A 19,262-nucleotide genomic window follows, 5' to 3' on the forward strand; every position below is an offset into this window, starting at 1 on the left:
CTTAACCGCGGTCTAGTCCTTTGAACCGTTGATCCGCTTCCCTATTCGGCGGCCTTCTTTTGAGATCGACCCGGGTACATGCTTCGGTCCGTGCTCGGCGCGGTGGCCGCCAACATGATGCTGGTTCAATGCAATTCCGGTGTGCCCATCTCATTGGCGTGCTCGACATGGTCGGCATCAGTCCTGAGCACGGCATCACCGAAACCGCGTCCCGTGGGGACCTCAAAGGCCCGCGATTAGGTGGGCAGCAGTCTGGAACCTGTGTCGTCAACCGGCATAAAGCACCGGCGTATCGAAGCGGAAGTCGGTGTCATCCTTCCACATCCGGTGCAGGATCACGGCGATACGTCGGGCCAGCGCAACCATTGCGCGCTTGGTGCCCCGGCGGCGCGCGAGTTTCGCCGCCCAGGTTCGCAGCCATGTTGCCCGCCCGCGATGCATCATGACGGTGGCAGCCTGGCACAGGGCACGACGCGGGTTGACGTCGCCCGCCTTGGTGATCCCGCCCGAGATGTCGCGCTCGCCAGACTGGTTGCGAGACGGCGTCAGACCGACCCACGGCCCGACCTTTTTCGAGGATGTGAAGCGACCAGGATCATCGATCGCAGATCGGTAGGTCAGTGCCACGACCACGCCAATCCCGGGCATCGACATTAGGCGCAGACAGACCGGATCGTCATGAGCAAGTTGGCGGACATGGCGTTCAAGCCCTGCCAGTTCTCGCCGCAGCGCTGCCCGCGCGCGAAGCATGGGCTCGGTTGCCGCTTCGGTAACGGGAGCGTCCCAGTCAAGGGTTTTCGCGCATGTCGAATGTCCCGCTTAACCGCGGTCTTGTCCTTTGAACTGTTGATCCTGAGAACGGCGGTGCAAAATTAGTCCACGGTGTGGAGTGCGCCCCTCGGGCTGGACCAGTCAGGCGGCTCGCTTTGACCGGGGCGCGGCGTTTCTTTCTTCGAACTGGTTGGGGCTCAAGTAGCCGAGCGCAGAATGCAGCCTGGTGGAGTTGTAGACGTTGTCGATGAAGTTTGGCAAATCCGCTGCGACGTCTTCGAAGGTCTCGTATTCGGTCACATAGACCGCCTCGACCTTCAGCGTCTTCATGAAGCTTTCGGCTTGCGCGTTATCGTAGGGATTCCCTCGACGGCTCATGGACCCGAAGAAGCCGTGGCGCTCGAGGATGCGGCGATGCCGGGATGCGGCATATTGCGCTCCCCTGTCGGTATGAAAAACACATCCCGGCAGCGGGCGTCGGGATGCGGTTGCAGCCTTCAGCGCAGCCGCTGTGAGGCGCACGTCGATGTTGCGGCCCAGCCCGTAGCCCACGACCTTGCGCGACCAGGCGTCCAGAATGACGGCCAGATATACGAAGCCGGTCCCGATGGCGACATAGGTGATGTCCCCGACCCAGAGCTGATCCGGTCCATGGACTTCAAACCCTTTGGCAACATTCGGATAGATCGGGCTATCGTGGCTGCTGTCGGTGGTTGCGACATAACGGCGTTTCCGCTTTGGATTCAGATCATTCTCACGCATGATCCGCCGCACTTTCTTCGAGTTCACGACAAGACCACGGTGGCGTAATTCAGCAGTGACACGGCGATACCCATAGTTGCGGCAGGTCTCCGTGATCAACAGGATCTCGCTGACGGCCGGATCTTCTGCGGTTAGGCTGGAAGCGTCGTAAAAACTGGAACGGGGAAGATCCATCAACTCGCACCCCCGTCTGACCGAGAGGCCGACGGGCCGGTGATCACGGATGTAGATCCGTTTCTCTGCGACCGTGTGTGCGCCCGCGCCGTTTTTAAAAACTCGATCTCGAGCGCCTGACGGCCGACAAGCCGTTCGAGCGCCGCGATCCGCGTTTCGTATTCGGGGAGCAGTTCCTCTTCGATGGCGTCATCGTCAAATTCGCCGCGCTCATACTTGTCGATCCAGATCGGGATCAGCGTGCGGCAAATATCGTGCCTCTGGCTGAGCGCGCGCATCGACTCGCCGTTGAAATAGGCTTCGACGACTTCGCGTTTCTTGGACGTGCTGTGACGACGGTGCTTCTTGGTCATGCGGTTCTCCTTATCAGAACCACGACCCGGTCAAAATCTTCAGCTCAAGCTGTCCAGCCCGAGGGGCGCACTCCATGCGGCGGCAGGGAGGGCGTGGAGATCTATACCGTGGAGTTATATCGAAAGGTTCGTCTGGCCTGCGCCGACGGCATGAGCAAGCGTGCGGCAGCAGCCCATTTCAACATCTCTCGTGATACGGTGGAGAAGGCCTTGGCGTTCTCGGTGCCGCCTGGCTATCGGCGAACGGCGCCGATCAAGCGGCCAAAGCTGGACGGGTTTACCGAGATCATCGACGGGTGGCTCGATGGCGACAAGACGGTGCATCGCAAGCAGCGGCACACCGCCAAGCGCATCTTCGACCGGCTTCGTGATGAGCATGGGTTCACCGGCGGCTACACGATCATCAAGGACTACGTTCGGGAGCGCCAGCGGCGTGGACAGGAGATGTTCGTGCCGCTGGCGCATCCTTCGGGGCATGCGCAGGCGGATTTCGGCGAAGCGGTCGTTGTCATCGCTCGCCATTGCGCTTGAACCAATGGCGCACAATGGCTCGCCGTCGAACAGAAGGCTCATTTCTTCGTCATGGATCTGCCGCAGAGCGACGCGTGTTTCGTGCGAGCCTACCCCGCAGCGACGGCGGAGGCCTGGATGGATGGCCATGTCCACGCCTTCGCGTTCTTCGGAGGCGTGCCGCTGTCGGTGCTTTACGACAATGACCGCTGCCTGGTCTCGAAGATCCTGCCTGACGGGACACGTCGGCGCGCCACGCTGTTCAGTGGGTTGCAGTCGCACTACCTGTTTCGCGACCGCTACGGGCGACCGGGCAAAGGCAATGACAAGGGCAACGCCGAAGGGCTCGTGGGATATTCGCGGCGGAACTTCATGGTTCCCGTCCCGCGCTTTGCCAGTTGGGAAGCTTTCAACGCTGATCTCGAAGTCCGGTGCCGCAAGCGCCAGCGCGACGTCTTGCGGGGCGAGGCCGAGACGATCGGCGCACGGCTGCAACGCGATCTGGCGGAGCTAAGAGCCCTGCCAGGAACGCCGTTCGACGCCTGCGAGCAGGTCAGCGCCCGGGTCAGCTCTCAATCTCTCGTTCGGTACGGCACCAACGATTACTCGGTGCCGGTTGCTTATGGGCATCGGGATGTTTGGGTGCGCGGCTATGTTGATCAGGTCGTGATCGGCTGTCGCGGCGAGGTCATCGCCCGGCACCCGCGGTGCTATGCGCGCGAGGACATGATCTTCGACCCGATCCATTACCTGCCGCTGCTCGAGAAGAAGATCAATGCCCTGGATCAGGCCGCCCCCTTGGCGGGCTGGGTCCTGCCAGTTGAGTTCGAGACCCTGCGCCGCCTCATGGAGGCGCGGATGCAGAAGATGGGCCGCCGCGAGTACGTGCAGGTGTTGCGCCTTCTGGAGACCTTCGAACTCGCCGACGTGCATGCCGCGGTGAAGAAAGCGCTGAAGCTGGGGGCGGTCGGCTTCGACGCTGTCAAACACCTCGTGCTGTGCCACGTCGAGAGGCGGCCACCGAAGCTTGATCTCGACGTCTATCCCTACCTGCCGCGGGCCAACGTGGGGACCACCTCGGCGGCAAGCTACATGTCTCTGCTGTCGGGAGACGCGGCATGACCGGTGCGCCGCAGATCCTGCTTGCTCATCACCTGAAGACGCTGAAGCTCCCGACCTTCTTGCGGGAGCACGAGAAGCTGGCGCGCCAATGTGCAGCCGAGGGCCTGGACCACGTCCAGTTCCTCGCCCGACTGGTCGAACTGGAACTGATCGACCGCGAGGGACGGATGATCGAACGCCGGATCAAGGCTGCAAAGTTCCCCGCCAAGAAGAGCCTGGACAGCTTCGACTTCAAGGCGATCCCGAAGCTCAACAAGATGCAGGTACTGGATCTCGCCCGTTGCGAATGGATCGAGCGGCGCGAAAACGTCATTGCGCTCGGACCGAGTGGCACGGGCAAGACGCATGTTGCTCTGGGGCTGGGACTGGCCGCTTGTCAGAAAGGAATGTCGGTCAGCTTCACTACGGCCGCGGCACTGGTCAACGAGTTGATGGAAGCCCGCGACGAGCGCCGCCTCCTGCGGCTCCAGAAGCAGCTGGCCTCGGTCAAACTGCTCATCATCGATGAGCTGGGCTTCGTGCCTCTGTCAAAGACCGGCGCCGAGCTACTCTTCGAGATGATCTCGCAACGCTACGAGCGGGGCGCCACGCTCATCACCAGCAACCTGCCGTTCGACGAATGGACCGAGATCTTCGGAACAGAGCGGCTGACCGGCGCTCTGCTCGACCGCCTGACCCACCACGTCAACATCCTCGAGATGAATGGCGAGAGCTACAGGCTCGCGCAAAGTCGGGCCCGAAACGCCGGCCAGACCCCATAGAAAACCGCAACGCGCGCTTGAGCCCGCCGCTCGGGCTACGCCCTCCCGGCGGGCTCAAGCGCGCAAGAAAGTGGCCTGCTTTTGCGCCGCCCCTGGAGTGCGCCCCTCGGGCTGGACAGCTTGAGCTGAAGATTTTGACCGGGTCGTGGTTCTGATAAGGAGAACCGCATGACCAAGAAGCACCGTCGTCACAGCACGTCCAAGAAACGCGAAGTCGTCGAAGCCTATTTCAACGGCGAGTTGATGCGCGCGCTCAGCCAGAGGCACGATATTTGCCGCACGCTGATCCCGATCTGGATCGACAAGTATGAGCGCGGCGAATTTGACGATGACGCCATCGAAGAGGAACTGCTCCCCGAATACGAAACGCGGATCGCGGCGCTCGAACGGCTTGTCGGCCGTCAGGCGCTCGAGATCGAGTTTTTAAAAACGGCGCGGGCGCACACACGGTCGCAGAGAAACGGATCTACATCCGTGATCACCGGCCCGTCGGCCTCTCGGTCAGACGGGGGTGCGAGTTGATGGATCTTCCCCGTTCCAGTTTTTACGACGCTTCCAGCCCAACCGCAGAAGATCCGGCCGTCAGCGAGATCCTGTTGATCACGGAGACCTGCCGCAACTATGGGTATCGCCGTGTCACTGCTGAATTACGCCACCGTGGTCTTGTCGTGAACTCGAAGAAAGTGCGGCGGATCATGCGTGAGAATGATCTGAATCCAAAGCGGAAACGCCGTTATGTCGCAACCACCGACAGCAGCCACGATAGCCCGATCTATCCGAATGTTGCCAAAGGGTTTGAAGTCCATGGACCGGATCAGCTCTGGGTCGGGGACATCACCTATGTCGCCATCGGGACCGGCTTCGTATATCTGGCCGTCATTCTGGACGCCTGGTCGCGCAAGGTCGTGGGCTACGGGCTGGGCCGCAACATCGACGTGCGCCTCACAGCGGCTGCGCTGAAGGCTGCAACCGCATCCCGACGCCCGCTGCCGGGATGTGTTTTTCATACCGACAGGGGAGCGCAATATGCCGCATCCCGGCATCGCCGCATCCTCGAGCGCCACGGCTTCTTCGGGTCCATGAGCCGTCGAGGGAATCCCTACGATAACGCGCAAGCCGAAAGCTTCATGAAGACGCTGAAGGTCGAGGCGGTCTATGTGACCGAATACGAGACCTTCGAAGACGTCGCAGCGGATTTGCCAAACTTCATCGACAACGTCTACAACTCCACCAGGCTGCATTCTGCGCTCGGCTACTTGAGCCCCAACCAGTTCGAAGAAAGAAACGCCGCGCCCCGGTCAAAGCGAGCCGCCTGACTGGTCCAGCCCGAGGGGCGCACTCCACCCGTGGCCGGTTTTTGCTCCGCCCTTGACATTATGAATTTCGACCCCAACGCGCAAGACTGCAATTTAGCGGCAAACAGCGCCCCCCCTTTCACCGCGAGGCGTCTACCGCCAGCGCGGCAATCCTGTAGAACCCATGCGCCATCTTTGTGAATGGTGTAAGCACGAAGAATGCCAGCACCGAGCCCAGATGAAGGGCAAGCAAAACCGGCATCACCGAGCTCTGCCCGAGCCCATAGAGGAACAGCCCGCTGAGGCCTACGAACCCCAGAAGACTGACAAAAGCGATCTCGCCGCCGAAGGCTCGGTTCGCTCCGAGCTGCCTGTCGGACTTCAGCTTCAGCCGGATCATCTCAACACACCCGAGCACTAGCAGCAGCCCGCCGGAGAGCCCCAGCAATTTCGGAGCGGAAATGATCCCATAGGGAGCGGGCATGCCCAGGACATAGTGCATCACGGTCGCGACGCTGGTGGAGGCAAAGCACAGCAGGAAGCCGTACATCACCGCTTGGTGTGCCGCCCGCCGCGCGTGGCTGAAGCGATCCTCGACCTCGAAGTTGCAGCCGTCGCCATGGCCGCCCTTCAGGTTCTTCATATTGGCGGCCTGCCGGAAGGCCCGCGCAAGGTGCACCATCTCCAGGGGCTGAGCTCCAACGCGGTGCCAGTATCGACGCAGACTGATTCCAATGCTGAGCAAAGGGAAGAGGAACGCGGGCAAGAAAATTGCCACCATGGCATTGTGCGACTGGACAGCGTAGAAGCCCTCCCCGCTGACCGGTTTCAAGATGCTCGCCAACCAGAACAGCAGCGCAAAGCCGAGCACGGCAGCAGCTGCGATCATCACGCCATTCTTCTGAAACGCCTTGCCCGCTGCGCTTGGGAAGGCCAGGTCTTCCCAACTCTCCTGGCGGACGTTCGCCAGCGCCTGCGGCAGGTTCAGATCGAATTCATGCGGGGCGGTGTATTGGCAGGCGTAGTAACAGCCCCGACAATTGTGGCATAGATTGGCAAGCTGCGTCAGATCTCCGTCTGAGAAGGCGCGCTCAGCATGGAGCGCGGGGAAAACGGAGCAATAGCCCTCGCAATAGCGGCAGGCGTTGCAGATTTCGGCCTGACGGCGGGCCTCGTTCAGGAAATCAGTTTGCATGGGCTGCGGCCTCCCTGCCTGCGATGCGTCCGAAGACGGTGCCGATCGTCATGCCAAAACCGGCGAGATAACCCTGCCCCAGAATGGATCCGGCCATGGTTTCTCCTGCGGCCCAGAGGTTTGAGACAGGGCGGTTTCCGATGGAGCACTGCGCACGCTCGTCCACTTTCAATCCCAGGTAGGTGAAGGTTACGCCCGTCCGGAGCGAGTATCCGTAGAAGGGCGGCTCGGTGATGGCGCGCGCCCAATTTGTCTTGGGCGGGGTAAGCCCCTGCGTAGAGACGCCGTCCAGCTCGGTCGGATGGAAATCGGAGGGGTCGCCGCAGGCTGCATTGAAGTCGGAGATGGTCTGCAGCAGTGCGTCCGCGGGAAGGCTCATCATTTCTGCGAGTTCCTCCAGCGTGTCGGCCTTGATCGGCGGGAAGACCGAAGGCATGAACAGGTTGAGGGATTTCGCATCGATGATGACATATCCCACTTGGTCGGGCTGCGCGGCCACAAGCCTCCCCCAGATCGCATAGCGTTTTGGCCAGACGTCTTCGCCTTCGTCGTAGAAGCGCTGGCCGTCCTTGTTCACCACGATCGAGAACGGGACGCAGTCCAGTCGCGTGACGATGCCGCCGTCGAATTTCGGCGCGCGCCCGTCGATGGCGACGGCGTGGCACTGGGTCGGATCGCCCACCTGTTCGATGCCCTGTTCGAGCAGATCTCCCAGCACCACACCCCGATTGTAGGGCGTGCCCCGAATGAGGAAATTCTTGGCCGCAGGTCCCCAGGCGCGGGCAAGCCAGTCGACATCCGCCTGAAAGCCCCCTGCGGCCACGACAACGGACTTGGGCGCCAGGCGATGACTCTTGCCGCCTTGCGTGTAGTCAAGGAAATCGATGCGATCTTCATTCAGTTCGAGGTGCGTCACCTTCGCCTCGTATTCGACTTGCACGCCGAGGGCTTCGGCGGTGCGGTAATAGGCGTTCACGAGGCTTTTGCCCCCGCCGAGGAAAAAAGCGTTGGTCCGGGCCAGCGACAGCGTCCCGGACAGCGAGGGCTGGAACCGGACACCGTGCGCTTCCATCCACGGCAGGCATTCTTCCGAGGTGCGGATCGCCAGGCGTGCGAGCACTTCATCAGTCTTGCCCCCGGTGACCTTCATCAGGTCTGCCAGGTATTCCTCTTCGCTGTAGCTCTCGACGAGCGGACCCAGTGGCCCATCGTGCATGCACCGAAAGTTGCGGGTGTGTCTCGAATTTCCGCCGCGGTACGTTTTGGGCGCGCCTTCCAGGATCAGAACGCGCGCGCCGGCCTCCGCAGCTGTGATGGCGGCGCAGAGCGCCGCGTTGCCGCCGCCGATCACGACGATATCGGGGTTTTTTTCAGGGCGGGTCACAGCAGGTCTCCATCGAAGCCGGAGGTCCGGCCGGGTTGGGCGCGCAGGGCACGGACACGCACCCGCTGTGCCGCTTCGATATGCGCGCGCATGGCGGCCTCGGCCAGGGTGCCATCGCGCCTCTTGATCGCGTCAAGAACGCCAAAATGCTCTTCCACGGCCTTTTCGGCGCGGTCCGGTTCGGTCAACGTCGTCGGGCCTAGGATCATGAGCGCTTTTTGCAGCGCGTGGATCGACCGCGCGAGAAACCGGTTCTTGGCCGCATCAAGAAGGGCGGCGTGGAACTGGCGGTTCAATACGAAGGCCTCGGGCGCGCCGCCAAGCTGAGCCATCTGCTGGTTCATCTCGAAGAGCTCTTCGATCTCGATGTCCGAGGCGGCGCGCGCGGCGAGCCGTGCGGCGGTGCCTTCGAGGACGCTGCGCATCTCGTAGAGCTCCATAACCTCGGCATAATCCAACGTTCGGATACAGGCGCCCTGACGGGGTACATGTGTCACGACGCCATCTGCTTCGAGCTGCCGGATCGCTTCACGCACAGGCGTGCGCGACATGCCCAGCCTTTCCGCCAGCTCCGTTTCCCGCAGACGGTCACCGGGGTTCAACCGCCCTTCGCGAAGTTCGGTCATCAGCCGAGCGTAGGCGCCGTTCGCCTGCGGGCCGCTGTCATCTTCGGTCGCCATCGCCTCCTCCGAATACACCTTGTATGCAACTGGATACACGCGTATTCATTTAATGGTCAAGAGAGGCAGGAGGCAGGTTTGCGCAAACATTTCTTGGAACAGGTGACTCTGCGGCGAATGATGACCCTAGCCCTGGCGGCGCTCGGCACCCTGATCTTCCGGCTCTGCCACCTGCCGTTGCCTTTCCTCTTCGGCCCGATGACCTTTTGTCTCGCCGGGGCGCTGGCGCACGCCCCGCTGAAAGGCTTCGGGCAGGTTTCCGTTGCGGCCCGTACGATCCTCGGCGTCGCGGTGGGCGCGTCGATCACGCCCAGCGTCATCGCCGAGCTGCCGCGCATGGCAACTTCGGTCGCCCTGATTCCGCTCTTCATTGCGCTGATCGCACTCGTCGGAGTGCCTTTCTTCCGGCGGCTCTGGGGCTTCGACGCCCCGACAGCCTATTACGCCGCGATGCCGGGTGGACTTCAGGACATGGTGATCTTCGGCAGCGAGGCCGGGGCCGATCCCCGCGTGCTGTCGCTGGTCCACGGCACCCGCGTGCTCATCATCGTGACGCTGGCACCCTTCATCCTCGGACATTTTTATGGCGCGCCGCTGACGAACCCGATCGGGGCACCGGTCACCGATTTACCCGTGCATGAACTGTTGATCATGGCCGCAGCGGCCTGGATCGGTTGGAAGGGAGGAGAGCGCCTCTGCCTATTCGGCGCGTCGATCCTGGGGCCGATGATCGTCACGGCGGTCCTGTCGCTGACGGGCCTGGTCCACTCCCGGCCGCCCGCCGAAGCGATCCTCGTCGCGCAGTTCTTCATCGGCTGCGGGATCGGGGTGCAGTTCCTGGGGGTGACCTGGAAGGAATTGACCCGCGTCGTGGCGGCGGGCATCGCCTATGTCTTCGTGCTGGCACTGCTCGCCGCAGGCTTTTCCGGCGTTGTCACCGCGCTCGGGCTGGGCGCACCGGTTGCGGCATTCCTCGCCTTTGCACCCGGAGGTCAGGCCGAGATGACAGTTCTGGCCATCGTGACCGGCGCTGATCTGGGCTTCGTCATCACCCACCATCTGACGCGCATCGTCATCGTGATCGTCGGTGCCCCGGTCCTGGCAGCGTTCATAGAGCGAAGACGGAAGGGTTGACCATGTGGATCGGCACCCCGGCGCTGTAGGCATTGACCTGCTCGAAGATGTCGGCGAACTGCTTGTCGAATTCATCCTCTGTCACGAAACCAATATGCGGCGTGGCGATCAGCTTCGGATGCGACAGGAGCGCGTCATTGGCATCGGTAAGAGGTTCGGACTCGAATACATCCACGGCCGCCAAGCCGGGACGGCCTGCTTTCAAACCCGCAAGCAGCGCGCCCGGCGTGATGAGCCCTGCTCGGGAGGTGTTCACAAGCACGGATCGTGGCGACATGCGCCCAACGTCTTCCCTGGTAACGATGCCGCGTGTTCCGGACGTTAGGCGCAAATGGAGGGACACGACGTCGCTTTGCTCGAAGAAAGCGGCTCGGCTCTGAGCGACGTGAAGGCCTGCGGCGCTCGCCCTCGCACGCCCTTCCTCCGAAGCCCACCACAGCACGTCCATGCCAAAGGCCCGTGCGTAATCGGCTACGGCGCGGGCGATGCGCCCGTAACCGTAGAGCCCCAGAGTGCGGCCTCGCAGTGTGCGTCCCACGCCCATTTGCCAGCGTCCAGCCTTGGCGCTCGCCATCTGTTGCGGCAGCTGCCGCATGGCCGCGAGAATCAGCGCAAAGGTCAGTTCAGCTGCAGCGTAATTCACGCCATCCGCTCCGGTGTTTGAGCACAACAGCACGCCACTGTCTGTACAGGCGCCGACATCGACATGCGGCCAGGCACCCCGCTGAGAGATCAGCCGAAGGTTCGGCAAACGCTCAAGCAGGCCGCGTGTGACGGCTGTGCGCTCGCGGAAGAGCACGATACATTCGGCCTCGGCGAGACGGGCAGCGAGCGCAGCCTCGTCGGATTCGTGATCCGTCCAGACCGTGACGTCATGTCCCTTGAGCAAGCTAAAGCAAGGCAGCTCCCGCAAGGTGTTGAACCAGTCGTCCAGGATATGCACCTTCATGCCGCCGCTCTCTCTTCAGCCCTGCGCAGAGAGCGCCTTGATGGCCCGGCAGACGCGGTCATGCAAGATCACTAGATCGGCCTTCCTTGGTGCCTGCTCGAGGATCCGCTGAGATAAGTCATTACGGATCTCCTCGAGTTCGCGCCGCACATGGCCGAGTTTCTCAAAATCGCTCATTCAAGGCTCCTCAATGCGACAAGAGTACGGGAATATCAATCTGCGCCAGGACCTCGGAGGTGACACCCCCCAGCAGATCCTCCCGGAACTTCGAGTGCTCGAAGGCCCCGAGCACCAGCAGCGACGGTTGATGCTTCCGGCACCAGGAAATCAACGTGGCAGCCACCGGATGTGACGTGGGCCATTCCTCGTGAACGGCGTCCACACCGTGGCGGGAAAGATGCTTCATCAGATCCTCGATCGGCCAGCCGGTACGTGGCCCGACGGTCAACACACTGACGCGCCCGTCGTCCTCGAGAATGCGCAGGCTGTCCGACAGGGCACGCGCCGCGGCCCGGCCCCCATCCCAGGCCAGCGCTGTATGGCTGAGCCTCCCTCCGCCTTCGTACCCGGAGGGCACGACAACGACGGGACGACCGGAAAGCAGTGCAATGCGATCCGGGTGAAGGGTCACATGTTCATCGTCGGTGTCTGAATAGCTGCCCACGATGAGCATGTCATAATGCCGCGCGGCCTCGGACAGGACGGTGTCGACACGGCCCGTCACCTCTTTGAGTTGGAGCGCGTTGACCAGTCCCAAGGCCGTCCGTTCAGCTTCGAACTTTGCTTCAATCTCGCGCAGGATACTGGAGTTGGCCGCATCCAGCAGCGCACGCGCCTCCTTTGGTATCCAGCGCGAGCGCTTGTCGATCACCTCGTGCGCGCTGTGCGCCATCATTGCGGTGACATGCGCCCCCGAGCGCTCCGCAAGCGAGGCGGCATAGCGCAGGGCCGCGATCGAGCCCTCGGAACCATTGAAAGCCACGAGCAGGTTCTTCATCGGCATGTCAGCGACCCTTCCAGACAGAAGCAGGCACGTAGACGAGCCCGTCCGCCAGCTTGCGCGCAGTACGCAGCAGCCCGGCGGAGTTGAGGGTGAAGTGGTTGTTCAGCTCAAAGTCCACCAGCACCTCGATATTACCGGAGGCATGTTCCAGAACCACGTTTGCAGGGCTTTCCGTGGGCCGCTCCAGCATTCCATCGGCGACGGTTCCGGGGGTCAAAGCACAGGACGCGAGGCATTGTGATCCCGTCACCGCCATCGAGGGATGCGTCGTCCAAGGCATGAAGTAACGTGTACAGATCGTGCCTCCATCGCGGGCGGGCGCCAGCAGGCCGAACTTCGGCGTGACGGATTGCGAGACATCCCCCATACCCATCGCGGCCCCCGCGAGGCGCCGCACACTCTCCATCCGGGCAAAGAAGTCCCGGTTCGCGTCCAGATCCGCCACGGTTTCGTATCCGGTCAGGCCGAAATCGGCGGCCCGGGCGATGACCATCGGCATCGCCACGTCCATGCAGGTGACCTCGATGCCCTCGAAGGTGTCGCGCAGGTTGCCCGTGGGCAGGAAGGCACCGGTCGAAGATCCCACCACACCCATGAAGTTCAGCGCAATCGGTGCGGCGGTGCCAGGAACCCCGGCAATGGCCGTGTCGCCCTCGTAGCGCACCGCCCCGCCCGGGGTGTGCACCCGGGCAAGCACCCGTGCCCCGGTATTGACGGCGCGAATGCGGACTTCGGTATCGTCGCCGGACGGGGTGACAATACCCATTTCGATTGCGGCCGGGCCGACTCCGGACAGGATGTTGCCACAGGTGGGTTTGAAGTCCACGAGCCGGTCCTCGACCGAAACCTGGGCGAAGAAGTAATCCACGTCCGCCCACTCGTCCGCCGACGGTGAAAGCATGGCGACCTTCGTGGTCACGGCGACGCCTCCGCCGATGCCATCGAGGTTGATCGCATTGCCCGAGCCAAGCGCCGCGATCAGCACCTCGGCAAGGGTCTCGCGGTCGTCCGGCAGGTCGGCGCGGTTGAAGTAGGGTCCCCGCGAGGTGCCACCACGCATGAAGACAAAAGGAATGCCTGTCTGTGTCATGTCATTGTCTCCGGAAGGATCATTTCAGTGGCCAGGGGAGATCGACGGCGTGCTGCAGCAGCCCCGGCGGGAAGTCGCGGTTCAGCGCGCCCCCCATCACGCACATCAGCGTGATTCCGGCGGCCGTCAGGATCAGCGCCTTCGGCCATACGGCCTGTGCCCGAACCCTGAGGAAGATCACGAGGAAGCCGGCCAGTGCGAGGATGAAGCCAAGGAAATATGTCGCGACGATCAGCCCGCCGAACCATGCAAGTGTGCCCCAGAGCCCGTAGGGCGCGTCAGCGTCCTCGCCCGCCATTTCCTTGTCGGCAAAGATGCTGTCACCCTCGGGCCGCAGGATCATCTGCACCAGCAGGATGAGCAGCGCGGCCAATGTGACGCCGCCGATCACCAGCGGCACGATCTTGTCCGTCATGTTGTAATCGGGGATCGCGTTGGCGTTGATCAGAGCGGTGACGACATAGGCCATGATGACCATCAGGAAGATGATCGGCGCGCGCTTGGACCCCGACTGCACGTCGCCCTCGGCCATGATGGTCTTGGCCTGGCGAAGACCCAGCACCACCGAGACGACCGTAATGATGAGCAGAACGATCACGATCGGCGAGAAGAGGTAATCCATGCCCTCTTCGAATGACTTGCGGAAGCGGAAAGACGCGATCTGGAACGCCTGGTTCGAGAATTTTTCGACCGGGTTCGAGAGCACGAAGCCGATCAGGAAGGCCGGACGCGACCAGTCGAAGCGGCGCAGGAAAATGCCGATCAGGCCGATGGCAAAGAGCGCGAGGATGTCCTCGAAGTTCTGTCCCGACTGGAAGGCCGCGAAGGCGATCAGCATGAACAGGAACGGCGCAAGGTAGGTGAAGCGGATGGTGGTCAGCTTGGCGATGCCGCCCGAGACGCCGATGCACAGCAGAGTGCCGACGACATTGGCCAACGCCAGCAGCCAGACGATGGAATAGGTGATGTCGAGGTTGTCGCGCAGCATCGCCGGGCCGACCTCGATGTCGCCCGAGCCCAGCAGGGCGATGGCACCGATGAAGATCGCCATCGAGCCCGAACCGGGAATGCCGAACAGCAGCGTCGGAACCAGCCCGCCGCCCTCCTTGGCGTTGTTCGAGCTTTCCGGCCCGATAACGCCGCGGATCTCGCCCTTGCCGAATTGCGACTTGTCCTTTGTGGTCTGGACAGCGTGGCCGTAGGCGATCCAGTCCACGACCGAGCCGCCGAGGCCGGGGATCACCCCCACGACAACGCCGATCAGCGAGCAGCGCACCGACAGCCACTTGTTGGCGAACCAATCGCGTACGCCGTCCATCCAGCCGGCGCCAAGGGAGGCATCCTTGGCGATGGAACGGTCCTGCCTCAGCAGGGACACGATCTCGGGCACGGCAAAGATACCCAGGCCCACGATCACCAGCTGCAAACCGTCGGTCAGGTAGGGGAAATCATAGCTGGCCATGCGCAACGAGCCGCCCGCATCGGCTACGCCGATGGTGCCGATCAGCATGCCGAGACCCGCCGCCGCGAGACCTTTCAGCGCAACGCGCCCTGCGAGCACGGCCACCATGGACAGGCCCAGGATCGAGATCATCAGCATTTCCGGCAGGCCGAAGGCCAGGACCAGAGGACGTGCGACCACGATGAACAGCGTCAGGAACACCGCGCCGACGAGACCGCCGAACAGCGAGGCGGTGAAAGCCGCCGACAGCGCCCGCGCCGCCTGCCCCTTGCGCGCCAGCGGAAAGCCGTCGAGCACGGTGGCCTGGGATGCGGACGAGCCCGGAATGCCCATGAGCACGGAAGAGAACGTGTCCGAGGTCGGAACCACGGCCACCATACCGATCATCAGCGCAAGACCGAGCACGGGTTCCATGCCGAACATGAAGGGCAGGAGCAGCGACAGACCGGCGATGCCACCGAGACCGGGAAACACGCCGACGGCAAGGCCCATGACCACGCCCAGAACCAGGTATCCCAGAACGACAGGTTGCAAGATGAGAGCCCATGCGTCGGCAAGCGCCGGCAGGGCGGTCGCGAAGAGTTCCATCGCACCGTTCTTTCGGTTGAGTTTTCAGGGGGAAGAAGCGCTGCGGGTCGCGGCCGTAGGGACGCGACCCGCAGGTGTGTCGATTACTCGATCGTCACGCCGTAGGAGACCTTGAGCCAGTCGATGACATAGGCCTTGGCCTCAGCGCTCACGGTGGTGGCTTCGTCTGTGGCCTTCTTTGCGCCTTCGCCGACGAACATCTGGTACTTACCGACTTCGTTCGAGGAGATCTCTGCGAAATCAGCGCGCGCGCGCACCGCCTCGAAGGCCGCGACATAGGTGTCGATCACCTCCTGCGGGGTGCCCTGCGGCAGGAAGGCGATCTTCTGCGACGGATAGCCGGCGATGAAGAAGGCCTTCCATGCGTCCCAGGCGACACCTTCGGTCTCGCAGCCTTCCGTGGCGGCGCAAACTTCCTTGAAGGAGGGCATGTCCGGGAAGGTGGGGTCGCGCACGATCGCACCTTCTTCGTCCAGCGCGCCCCAAGTCATCATCGGAATAGCGGTGCCAGCCTCGACCAGATCCGAAGCGCCGGACAGGTAACCGGAGGATGTCTGGTAATCGATCGTGGCTTCGCCGCGCTCGAACATCAGCCGGCCGTCACCGCGACCTTTGATGCCGAAGACCGGCTCCACCTTCATGCCCAGCAGTTCCCAAGCCAGCAGCGGAACGAGATCGAGACCGGTGGCCCCCTGCGAGCCGAAGATCAGGTCCACGTCCTGCAGCGCGTTTGCCGAGCCGTCGAACTTTGCGCCGTCTTCCGGGTTCAGATAGGCTACGCCGCCGGTGCCGGTCGCCATGACCGCGATCCAGTCCTTGAATTCGTAGCGCACGCGGGGGTCGCTCAGCAGATAGGGAAACTGCGTCGACCCCGACGAGCCGAAGAGCAGCGTTCCGTCCTTGTGCTCCTGCTCCTGGAACCAGTTCGCGCCTTTCGTCGATCCGGCACCCGGCATGAACTTCACCACCACGGTGGGGTTGCCCGGCAGTTCCTGAGACAGGAGCGGCGCGAAGAAGTTAGCCCACTTTGCCGATCCGCCGGTTTCCGAGAAGGGGATCACCCATTCAATCGTCTTGCCGGAAAAGTCGACTTCGGCCAGCGCCGGGCCAGTCGTGAGTGCAAGGCCGGCAACGGCAGCGGCGAGGTTCTTGATGGTCATTGGTATCCTCCCGTAGAGCACGGCGCGGCGCATCCACGTGCGACGCTCCGAGTGATAGTGTTTCAAGGGAAACAATTCCCTCCTCCGATGCCGCCAATGTGCCGTTCCAACCTTGCGCGAAACTTGCGCAACATGACAAAGAAGTAATCATGCGTATCGCCGTCATCGAAGACAATGAGGCTCTGGCCCACGGAATAGCCTTCCGCTTGCGGGACCGTGGGCACTCGGTAGACCTGCTCCATGACGGCGCGGAAGCCGATGCCTTCCTCGCGCAGGAGGGCGCGGATCTCGTCGTTCTGGACCTGAACCTGCCACACATGGACGGGATCGACGTACTCCGGGCCCTGCGCCGCCGCGGCGACGGAACGCCGGTCATCCTGTTGACCGCACGCTCGGAGACGGCAGAGCGGGTGGCGGGATTGGATGCCGGGGCGGACGACTATCTGACCAAACCCTTCGAGATGGACGAGCTCGAGGCGCGCCTACGCGCGATGGCGCGTCGCAAGAACCTCGAGTTTGCCGCGCGCGAACCGCTTGGCCCCTTGGTTTTCGACCGCGCCGGCCGGCAGCTCTTGCAGGACGAGCAACCGCTCGACATCCCGCGCAAAGAGATCGCAACCCTCGAGTGTCTGCTTGAGCGGCGCGGGCGCCTCGTCTCCAAGTCACAGCTCATCAGCCATGTCTACGGAATTGGCGCTGACGCAGACGACACCGCAATCGAGCCGCATGTCTCGCGTCTGCGAAAACGGCTCGACCCCTTCGGGATACGGATCAAGACAGCGCGCGGGCTCGGATACATGCTGGAAGTCGGTGGTGCTTGAGCCTCGCGGAAGGAGGCGTCGCAAGGCCATGTCACTTCGGCTGCGGCTGTTCCTGGTGATCTTGCCTCCGCTTCTGGTCGTTGCCGTTCTGCTTGGCCTCTGGCGTTTCGCCGCGGCGCAAGAGACCTCAGAAGAGCTGTTCGACCGCAGTCTCCTTGCCGCGGCGCTTGCGATTTCGCGAGATGTGGCGATCTCCGATGGCGATGCCCTTTCGCCGAGCACCCGAAACTTCATCTCCGACGCAGGCGGGGGAGAGATTTTCTACCATGTCACCGGACCTGGTGGCTACTACGTGACGGGATACGCCTATCCCCCGCGCGCCGCCGGGCAGCTGAGCCGGGACATGCCCAGCTACTACGTGGCCGACTATCGGGGCGATCAAATGCGCGTCCTGCGCATGATCGAGGACCGCACCATTGGCAACCTCTCGGGCGAGACGGTAGTCACCGTCTGGCAGCGGGTGAGCGACCGTCAGGCTTTCGCCCGGGAGCTGGCTCTGCGAGCCATTGGTATCATGGCGGGCTTGATGGCCACGCTGGCTCTGGTGATCTGGTTCGGCGTCCAGATCGGCCTGCGCCCCCTCAACGATCTGCAGGAAGCCATCCGCCGACGCTCTCCCGACGAGCTCGGACAGATCCGCCGACCGGTTCCAAAAGAGGTCGCCGGGGTGGTCTCGACCCTCAATCGCCTCTTCGGACAGCTGCGCGACAGCATCGAGGTGCACCAGGCGTTCATATCCGATGCAGCCCACCAGTTGCGGAACCCGGCCGCAGCGCTCTTGGCCCTTGCAGAGACACTGCCCGATGTCCGGGACGACGGCGAGCGGAACGCCCGCCAAGCCGAACTCATCTCCGCCGCGCGCGCCTCTGCGCGCCTGGCGAACCAGTTGTTGCAGCTTGAACGCCTGCGCTATGGCGATGGCGGCACACTTTCCCGGTTCGACCTGAACGATGTGGTGGAACAAGCCTGCCAAGGTCTCGCGCACGCTGCACTGTCCCGCGATATCGAATTCTCTTTGGAACGTTGCGCGCAGAGCCTGATGATGGACGGGGACCCCACACTCCTTGGAGAGGCGATCACCAACCTCTTGGAAAACGCCCTGCGCCATGGCGGCGACGAGATGACCAGAATTTCGGTGCAAACGGGCATGGACGACGCCGTGATTACTGTTACTGTGCAGGACGACGGCCTAGGCATTCCGCTTGACCAGGCTGAGACGGCGTTCCGCCGGTTCTCACAGTTGCGCAACGGCGAGGGAACCGGCCTTGGACTTGCGATCGTTGAACAGGTGATGCGCAAACACCGCGGCAGCGTGCGGCTGGAGAACGTTGAAAAAGGTACCAACGTGCGTCTCGAAGTGCCGCACGCGTAGGGGTTTCGCCAGTGACGGGAGCGGCATTTTGCGTGCCAATGTGACTGCAATCCGCTCCGCGGGACGCGGCTTCCGGAGCCAGACCAGAACTGACATGCTCGTCGAGCAGACCCCCGGCTTTTTCGAGTTTTACGACCTGCCGACCATCGCCCTTAAGACCTTGCCTCGCGTCGCCCGCATCGCCTCCTGAGCCACGCGCTCTTCTCTCCGACGCGGGTGAACTCGACGGCCGCACTCTCTGTTGCAACCAAGTTGAAATGTCCTCGGCTGCGCAAAGCAGAAATGTCTCACCGAGGGTGGAGAAGCATGGCCGGGCAGGGCGAAGACCCCACATATCGCAGCCCTGATCGGCCATGCGTTCAGAGCCGGAGCTTGCGGGGCTCCTTTGCGCTGTAGAAGGCGCGGAAACCTTGCTCATCGAGGAGCTTCTCGAAGGCCCGCCAGGCAAGGCCGTCGGCAAAATATGGAGGGTTGTCCAAGATCGTCAGCGTCCCGAAGGCGTTCTCCACTGACAGGATCCACGAAGGATCGTCTGAGGTTCGGTAAATCTCCACGGTGAAGCGGTGGCCGTCGATCACCACGTCCTGCGTCAGGTTCGAGAAGATGATCTCCGGCTCTGTATTGCCTGCCATGTGCCTGCCTCGCTCACTCACTCGCTCGCGGCGGAGGTTAGCAT

The 19,262-nt window shown here is 62.7% G+C and carries 18 protein-coding genes and 2 pseudogenes; 7 read left to right on the top strand and 13 right to left on the bottom strand.

Annotation, left to right across the window (positions count from 1 at the left end):
- Positions 1-267: 267 nt before the first annotated feature.
- The 3 genes and pseudogenes from ACXAD2_RS00840 to ACXAD2_RS00850 form a co-directional block, all read right to left on the bottom strand.
- A pseudogene (locus tag ACXAD2_RS00840) lies at positions 268-777 on the bottom strand (transposase); the annotation flags it as partial.
- Positions 778-912: 135 nt separating this feature from the next.
- The gene (locus tag ACXAD2_RS00845) at positions 913-1,764 is read right to left on the bottom strand and encodes an IS3 family transposase (protein ID WP_475166049.1); all 852 of its coding nucleotides are present in this window, start codon (positions 1,762-1,764) and stop codon (positions 913-915) included.
- Positions 1,707-2,060 carry a transposase gene (locus tag ACXAD2_RS00850; RefSeq protein ID WP_475165633.1) on the bottom strand — a complete coding sequence of 118 codons (354 nt, stop codon included), beginning with the start codon at positions 2,058-2,060 and terminating at the stop codon, positions 1,707-1,709. Before ACXAD2_RS00850 ends, ACXAD2_RS00845 begins: the two co-directional genes overlap by 58 nt.
- Positions 2,061-2,168: 108 nt before the next feature.
- Between ACXAD2_RS00850 and istA the strand changes: the two are divergent.
- From istA to ACXAD2_RS00870, 4 genes and pseudogenes are all read left to right on the top strand, one after another.
- A pseudogene (gene istA / locus ACXAD2_RS00855) lies at positions 2,169-3,692 on the top strand (IS21 family transposase).
- The gene (gene istB / locus ACXAD2_RS00860) at positions 3,689-4,453 is read left to right on the top strand and encodes an IS21-like element helper ATPase IstB (RefSeq protein ID WP_475165636.1); all 765 of its coding nucleotides are present in this window, start codon (positions 3,689-3,691) and stop codon (positions 4,451-4,453) included. The pseudogene istA and the gene istB overlap by 4 nt, the downstream one beginning before the upstream one ends.
- Positions 4,454-4,621: 168 nt before the next feature.
- On the top strand, positions 4,622-4,975 hold the full coding sequence (locus ACXAD2_RS00865; protein ID WP_475165640.1) for a transposase: 354 nt from the start codon (positions 4,622-4,624) through the stop codon (positions 4,973-4,975).
- On the top strand, positions 4,924-5,769 hold the full coding sequence (locus tag ACXAD2_RS00870) for an IS3 family transposase (RefSeq protein WP_475166051.1): 846 nt from the start codon (positions 4,924-4,926) through the stop codon (positions 5,767-5,769). Before ACXAD2_RS00865 ends, ACXAD2_RS00870 begins: the two co-directional genes overlap by 52 nt.
- Positions 5,770-5,887: 118 nt before the next feature.
- Here ACXAD2_RS00870 and tcuB read toward each other — a convergent pair whose 3' ends face one another.
- From tcuB to ACXAD2_RS00885, 3 genes are read right to left on the bottom strand one after another with little or no spacing between them, the layout of a single operon-like run.
- Positions 5,888-6,943 (bottom strand): tricarballylate utilization 4Fe-4S protein TcuB, encoded by a 1,056-nt coding sequence (gene tcuB / locus ACXAD2_RS00875; RefSeq protein ID WP_475165644.1) that lies wholly within the window; start codon positions 6,941-6,943, stop codon positions 5,888-5,890.
- A complete protein-coding gene (gene tcuA, locus ACXAD2_RS00880) occupies positions 6,933-8,327 on the bottom strand; it encodes an FAD-dependent tricarballylate dehydrogenase TcuA (protein WP_475165650.1) in 1,395 nt (464 codons plus the stop codon). Before tcuA ends, tcuB begins: the two co-directional genes overlap by 11 nt.
- Positions 8,324-9,007: a GntR family transcriptional regulator gene (locus ACXAD2_RS00885; protein WP_475165652.1), complete on the bottom strand. Its 684-nt coding sequence runs from the start codon at positions 9,005-9,007 to the stop codon at positions 8,324-8,326. Before ACXAD2_RS00885 ends, tcuA begins: the two co-directional genes overlap by 4 nt.
- 117 nt (positions 9,008-9,124) lie before the next feature.
- Between ACXAD2_RS00885 and ACXAD2_RS00890 the strand changes: the two genes are divergently transcribed.
- Positions 9,125-10,141, top strand: a complete 1,017-nt coding sequence (locus ACXAD2_RS00890; RefSeq protein ID WP_475166054.1) for an AbrB family transcriptional regulator — start codon at positions 9,125-9,127, stop codon at positions 10,139-10,141.
- Here the strand turns inward: ACXAD2_RS00890 and ACXAD2_RS00895 are convergent.
- From ACXAD2_RS00895 to ACXAD2_RS00920, 6 genes are all read right to left on the bottom strand, one after another.
- Positions 10,116-11,090 carry a D-2-hydroxyacid dehydrogenase family protein gene (locus ACXAD2_RS00895; RefSeq protein ID WP_475165657.1) on the bottom strand — a complete coding sequence of 325 codons (975 nt, stop codon included), beginning with the start codon at positions 11,088-11,090 and terminating at the stop codon, positions 10,116-10,118. The two genes, ACXAD2_RS00890 and ACXAD2_RS00895, sit on opposite strands and share 26 nt — an antisense overlap.
- 15 nt (positions 11,091-11,105) lie before the next feature.
- Positions 11,106-11,267, bottom strand: coding sequence for a hypothetical protein (locus ACXAD2_RS00900; protein ID WP_475165660.1), 162 nt, complete (start codon positions 11,265-11,267; stop codon positions 11,106-11,108).
- Between the two features lie 10 nt (positions 11,268-11,277).
- Positions 11,278-12,093, bottom strand: coding sequence for a universal stress protein (locus ACXAD2_RS00905; protein WP_475165663.1), 816 nt, complete (start codon positions 12,091-12,093; stop codon positions 11,278-11,280).
- A gap of 1 nt (position 12,094) precedes the next feature.
- A complete protein-coding gene (locus tag ACXAD2_RS00910; RefSeq protein WP_475165666.1) occupies positions 12,095-13,183 on the bottom strand; it encodes a 4-oxalomesaconate tautomerase in 1,089 nt (362 codons plus the stop codon).
- Positions 13,184-13,202: 19 nt separating this feature from the next.
- Positions 13,203-15,233: a tripartite tricarboxylate transporter permease gene (locus ACXAD2_RS00915; protein ID WP_475165670.1), complete on the bottom strand. Its 2,031-nt coding sequence runs from the start codon at positions 15,231-15,233 to the stop codon at positions 13,203-13,205.
- A gap of 83 nt (positions 15,234-15,316) precedes the next feature.
- Complete coding sequence (locus ACXAD2_RS00920) at positions 15,317-16,393, bottom strand: tricarboxylate transporter (protein ID WP_475165674.1); 1,077 nt, start codon at positions 16,391-16,393, stop codon at positions 15,317-15,319.
- A 149-nt stretch (positions 16,394-16,542) separates the two neighbouring features.
- Here ACXAD2_RS00920 and ACXAD2_RS00925 point away from each other — a divergent pair, with 149 nt between their 5' ends.
- Both ACXAD2_RS00925 and ACXAD2_RS00930 read left to right on the top strand, forming a co-directional pair.
- Entirely contained in the window at positions 16,543-17,214 is a 672-nt protein-coding gene (locus ACXAD2_RS00925; protein WP_475165677.1) for a response regulator transcription factor, read from the top strand.
- A gap of 28 nt (positions 17,215-17,242) precedes the next feature.
- Entirely contained in the window at positions 17,243-18,586 is a 1,344-nt protein-coding gene (locus tag ACXAD2_RS00930) for an ATP-binding protein (protein ID WP_475165678.1), read from the top strand.
- A 359-nt stretch (positions 18,587-18,945) separates the two neighbouring features.
- On the opposite strand, the gene ACXAD2_RS00935 is transcribed toward ACXAD2_RS00930, so the two are convergent.
- On the bottom strand, positions 18,946-19,218 hold the full coding sequence (locus ACXAD2_RS00935) for a hypothetical protein (protein ID WP_475165680.1): 273 nt from the start codon (positions 19,216-19,218) through the stop codon (positions 18,946-18,948).
- Positions 19,219-19,262 lie beyond the last annotated feature (44 nt).

It is taken from the genome of Salipiger sp. ABN3_019 (assembly GCF_056158605.1).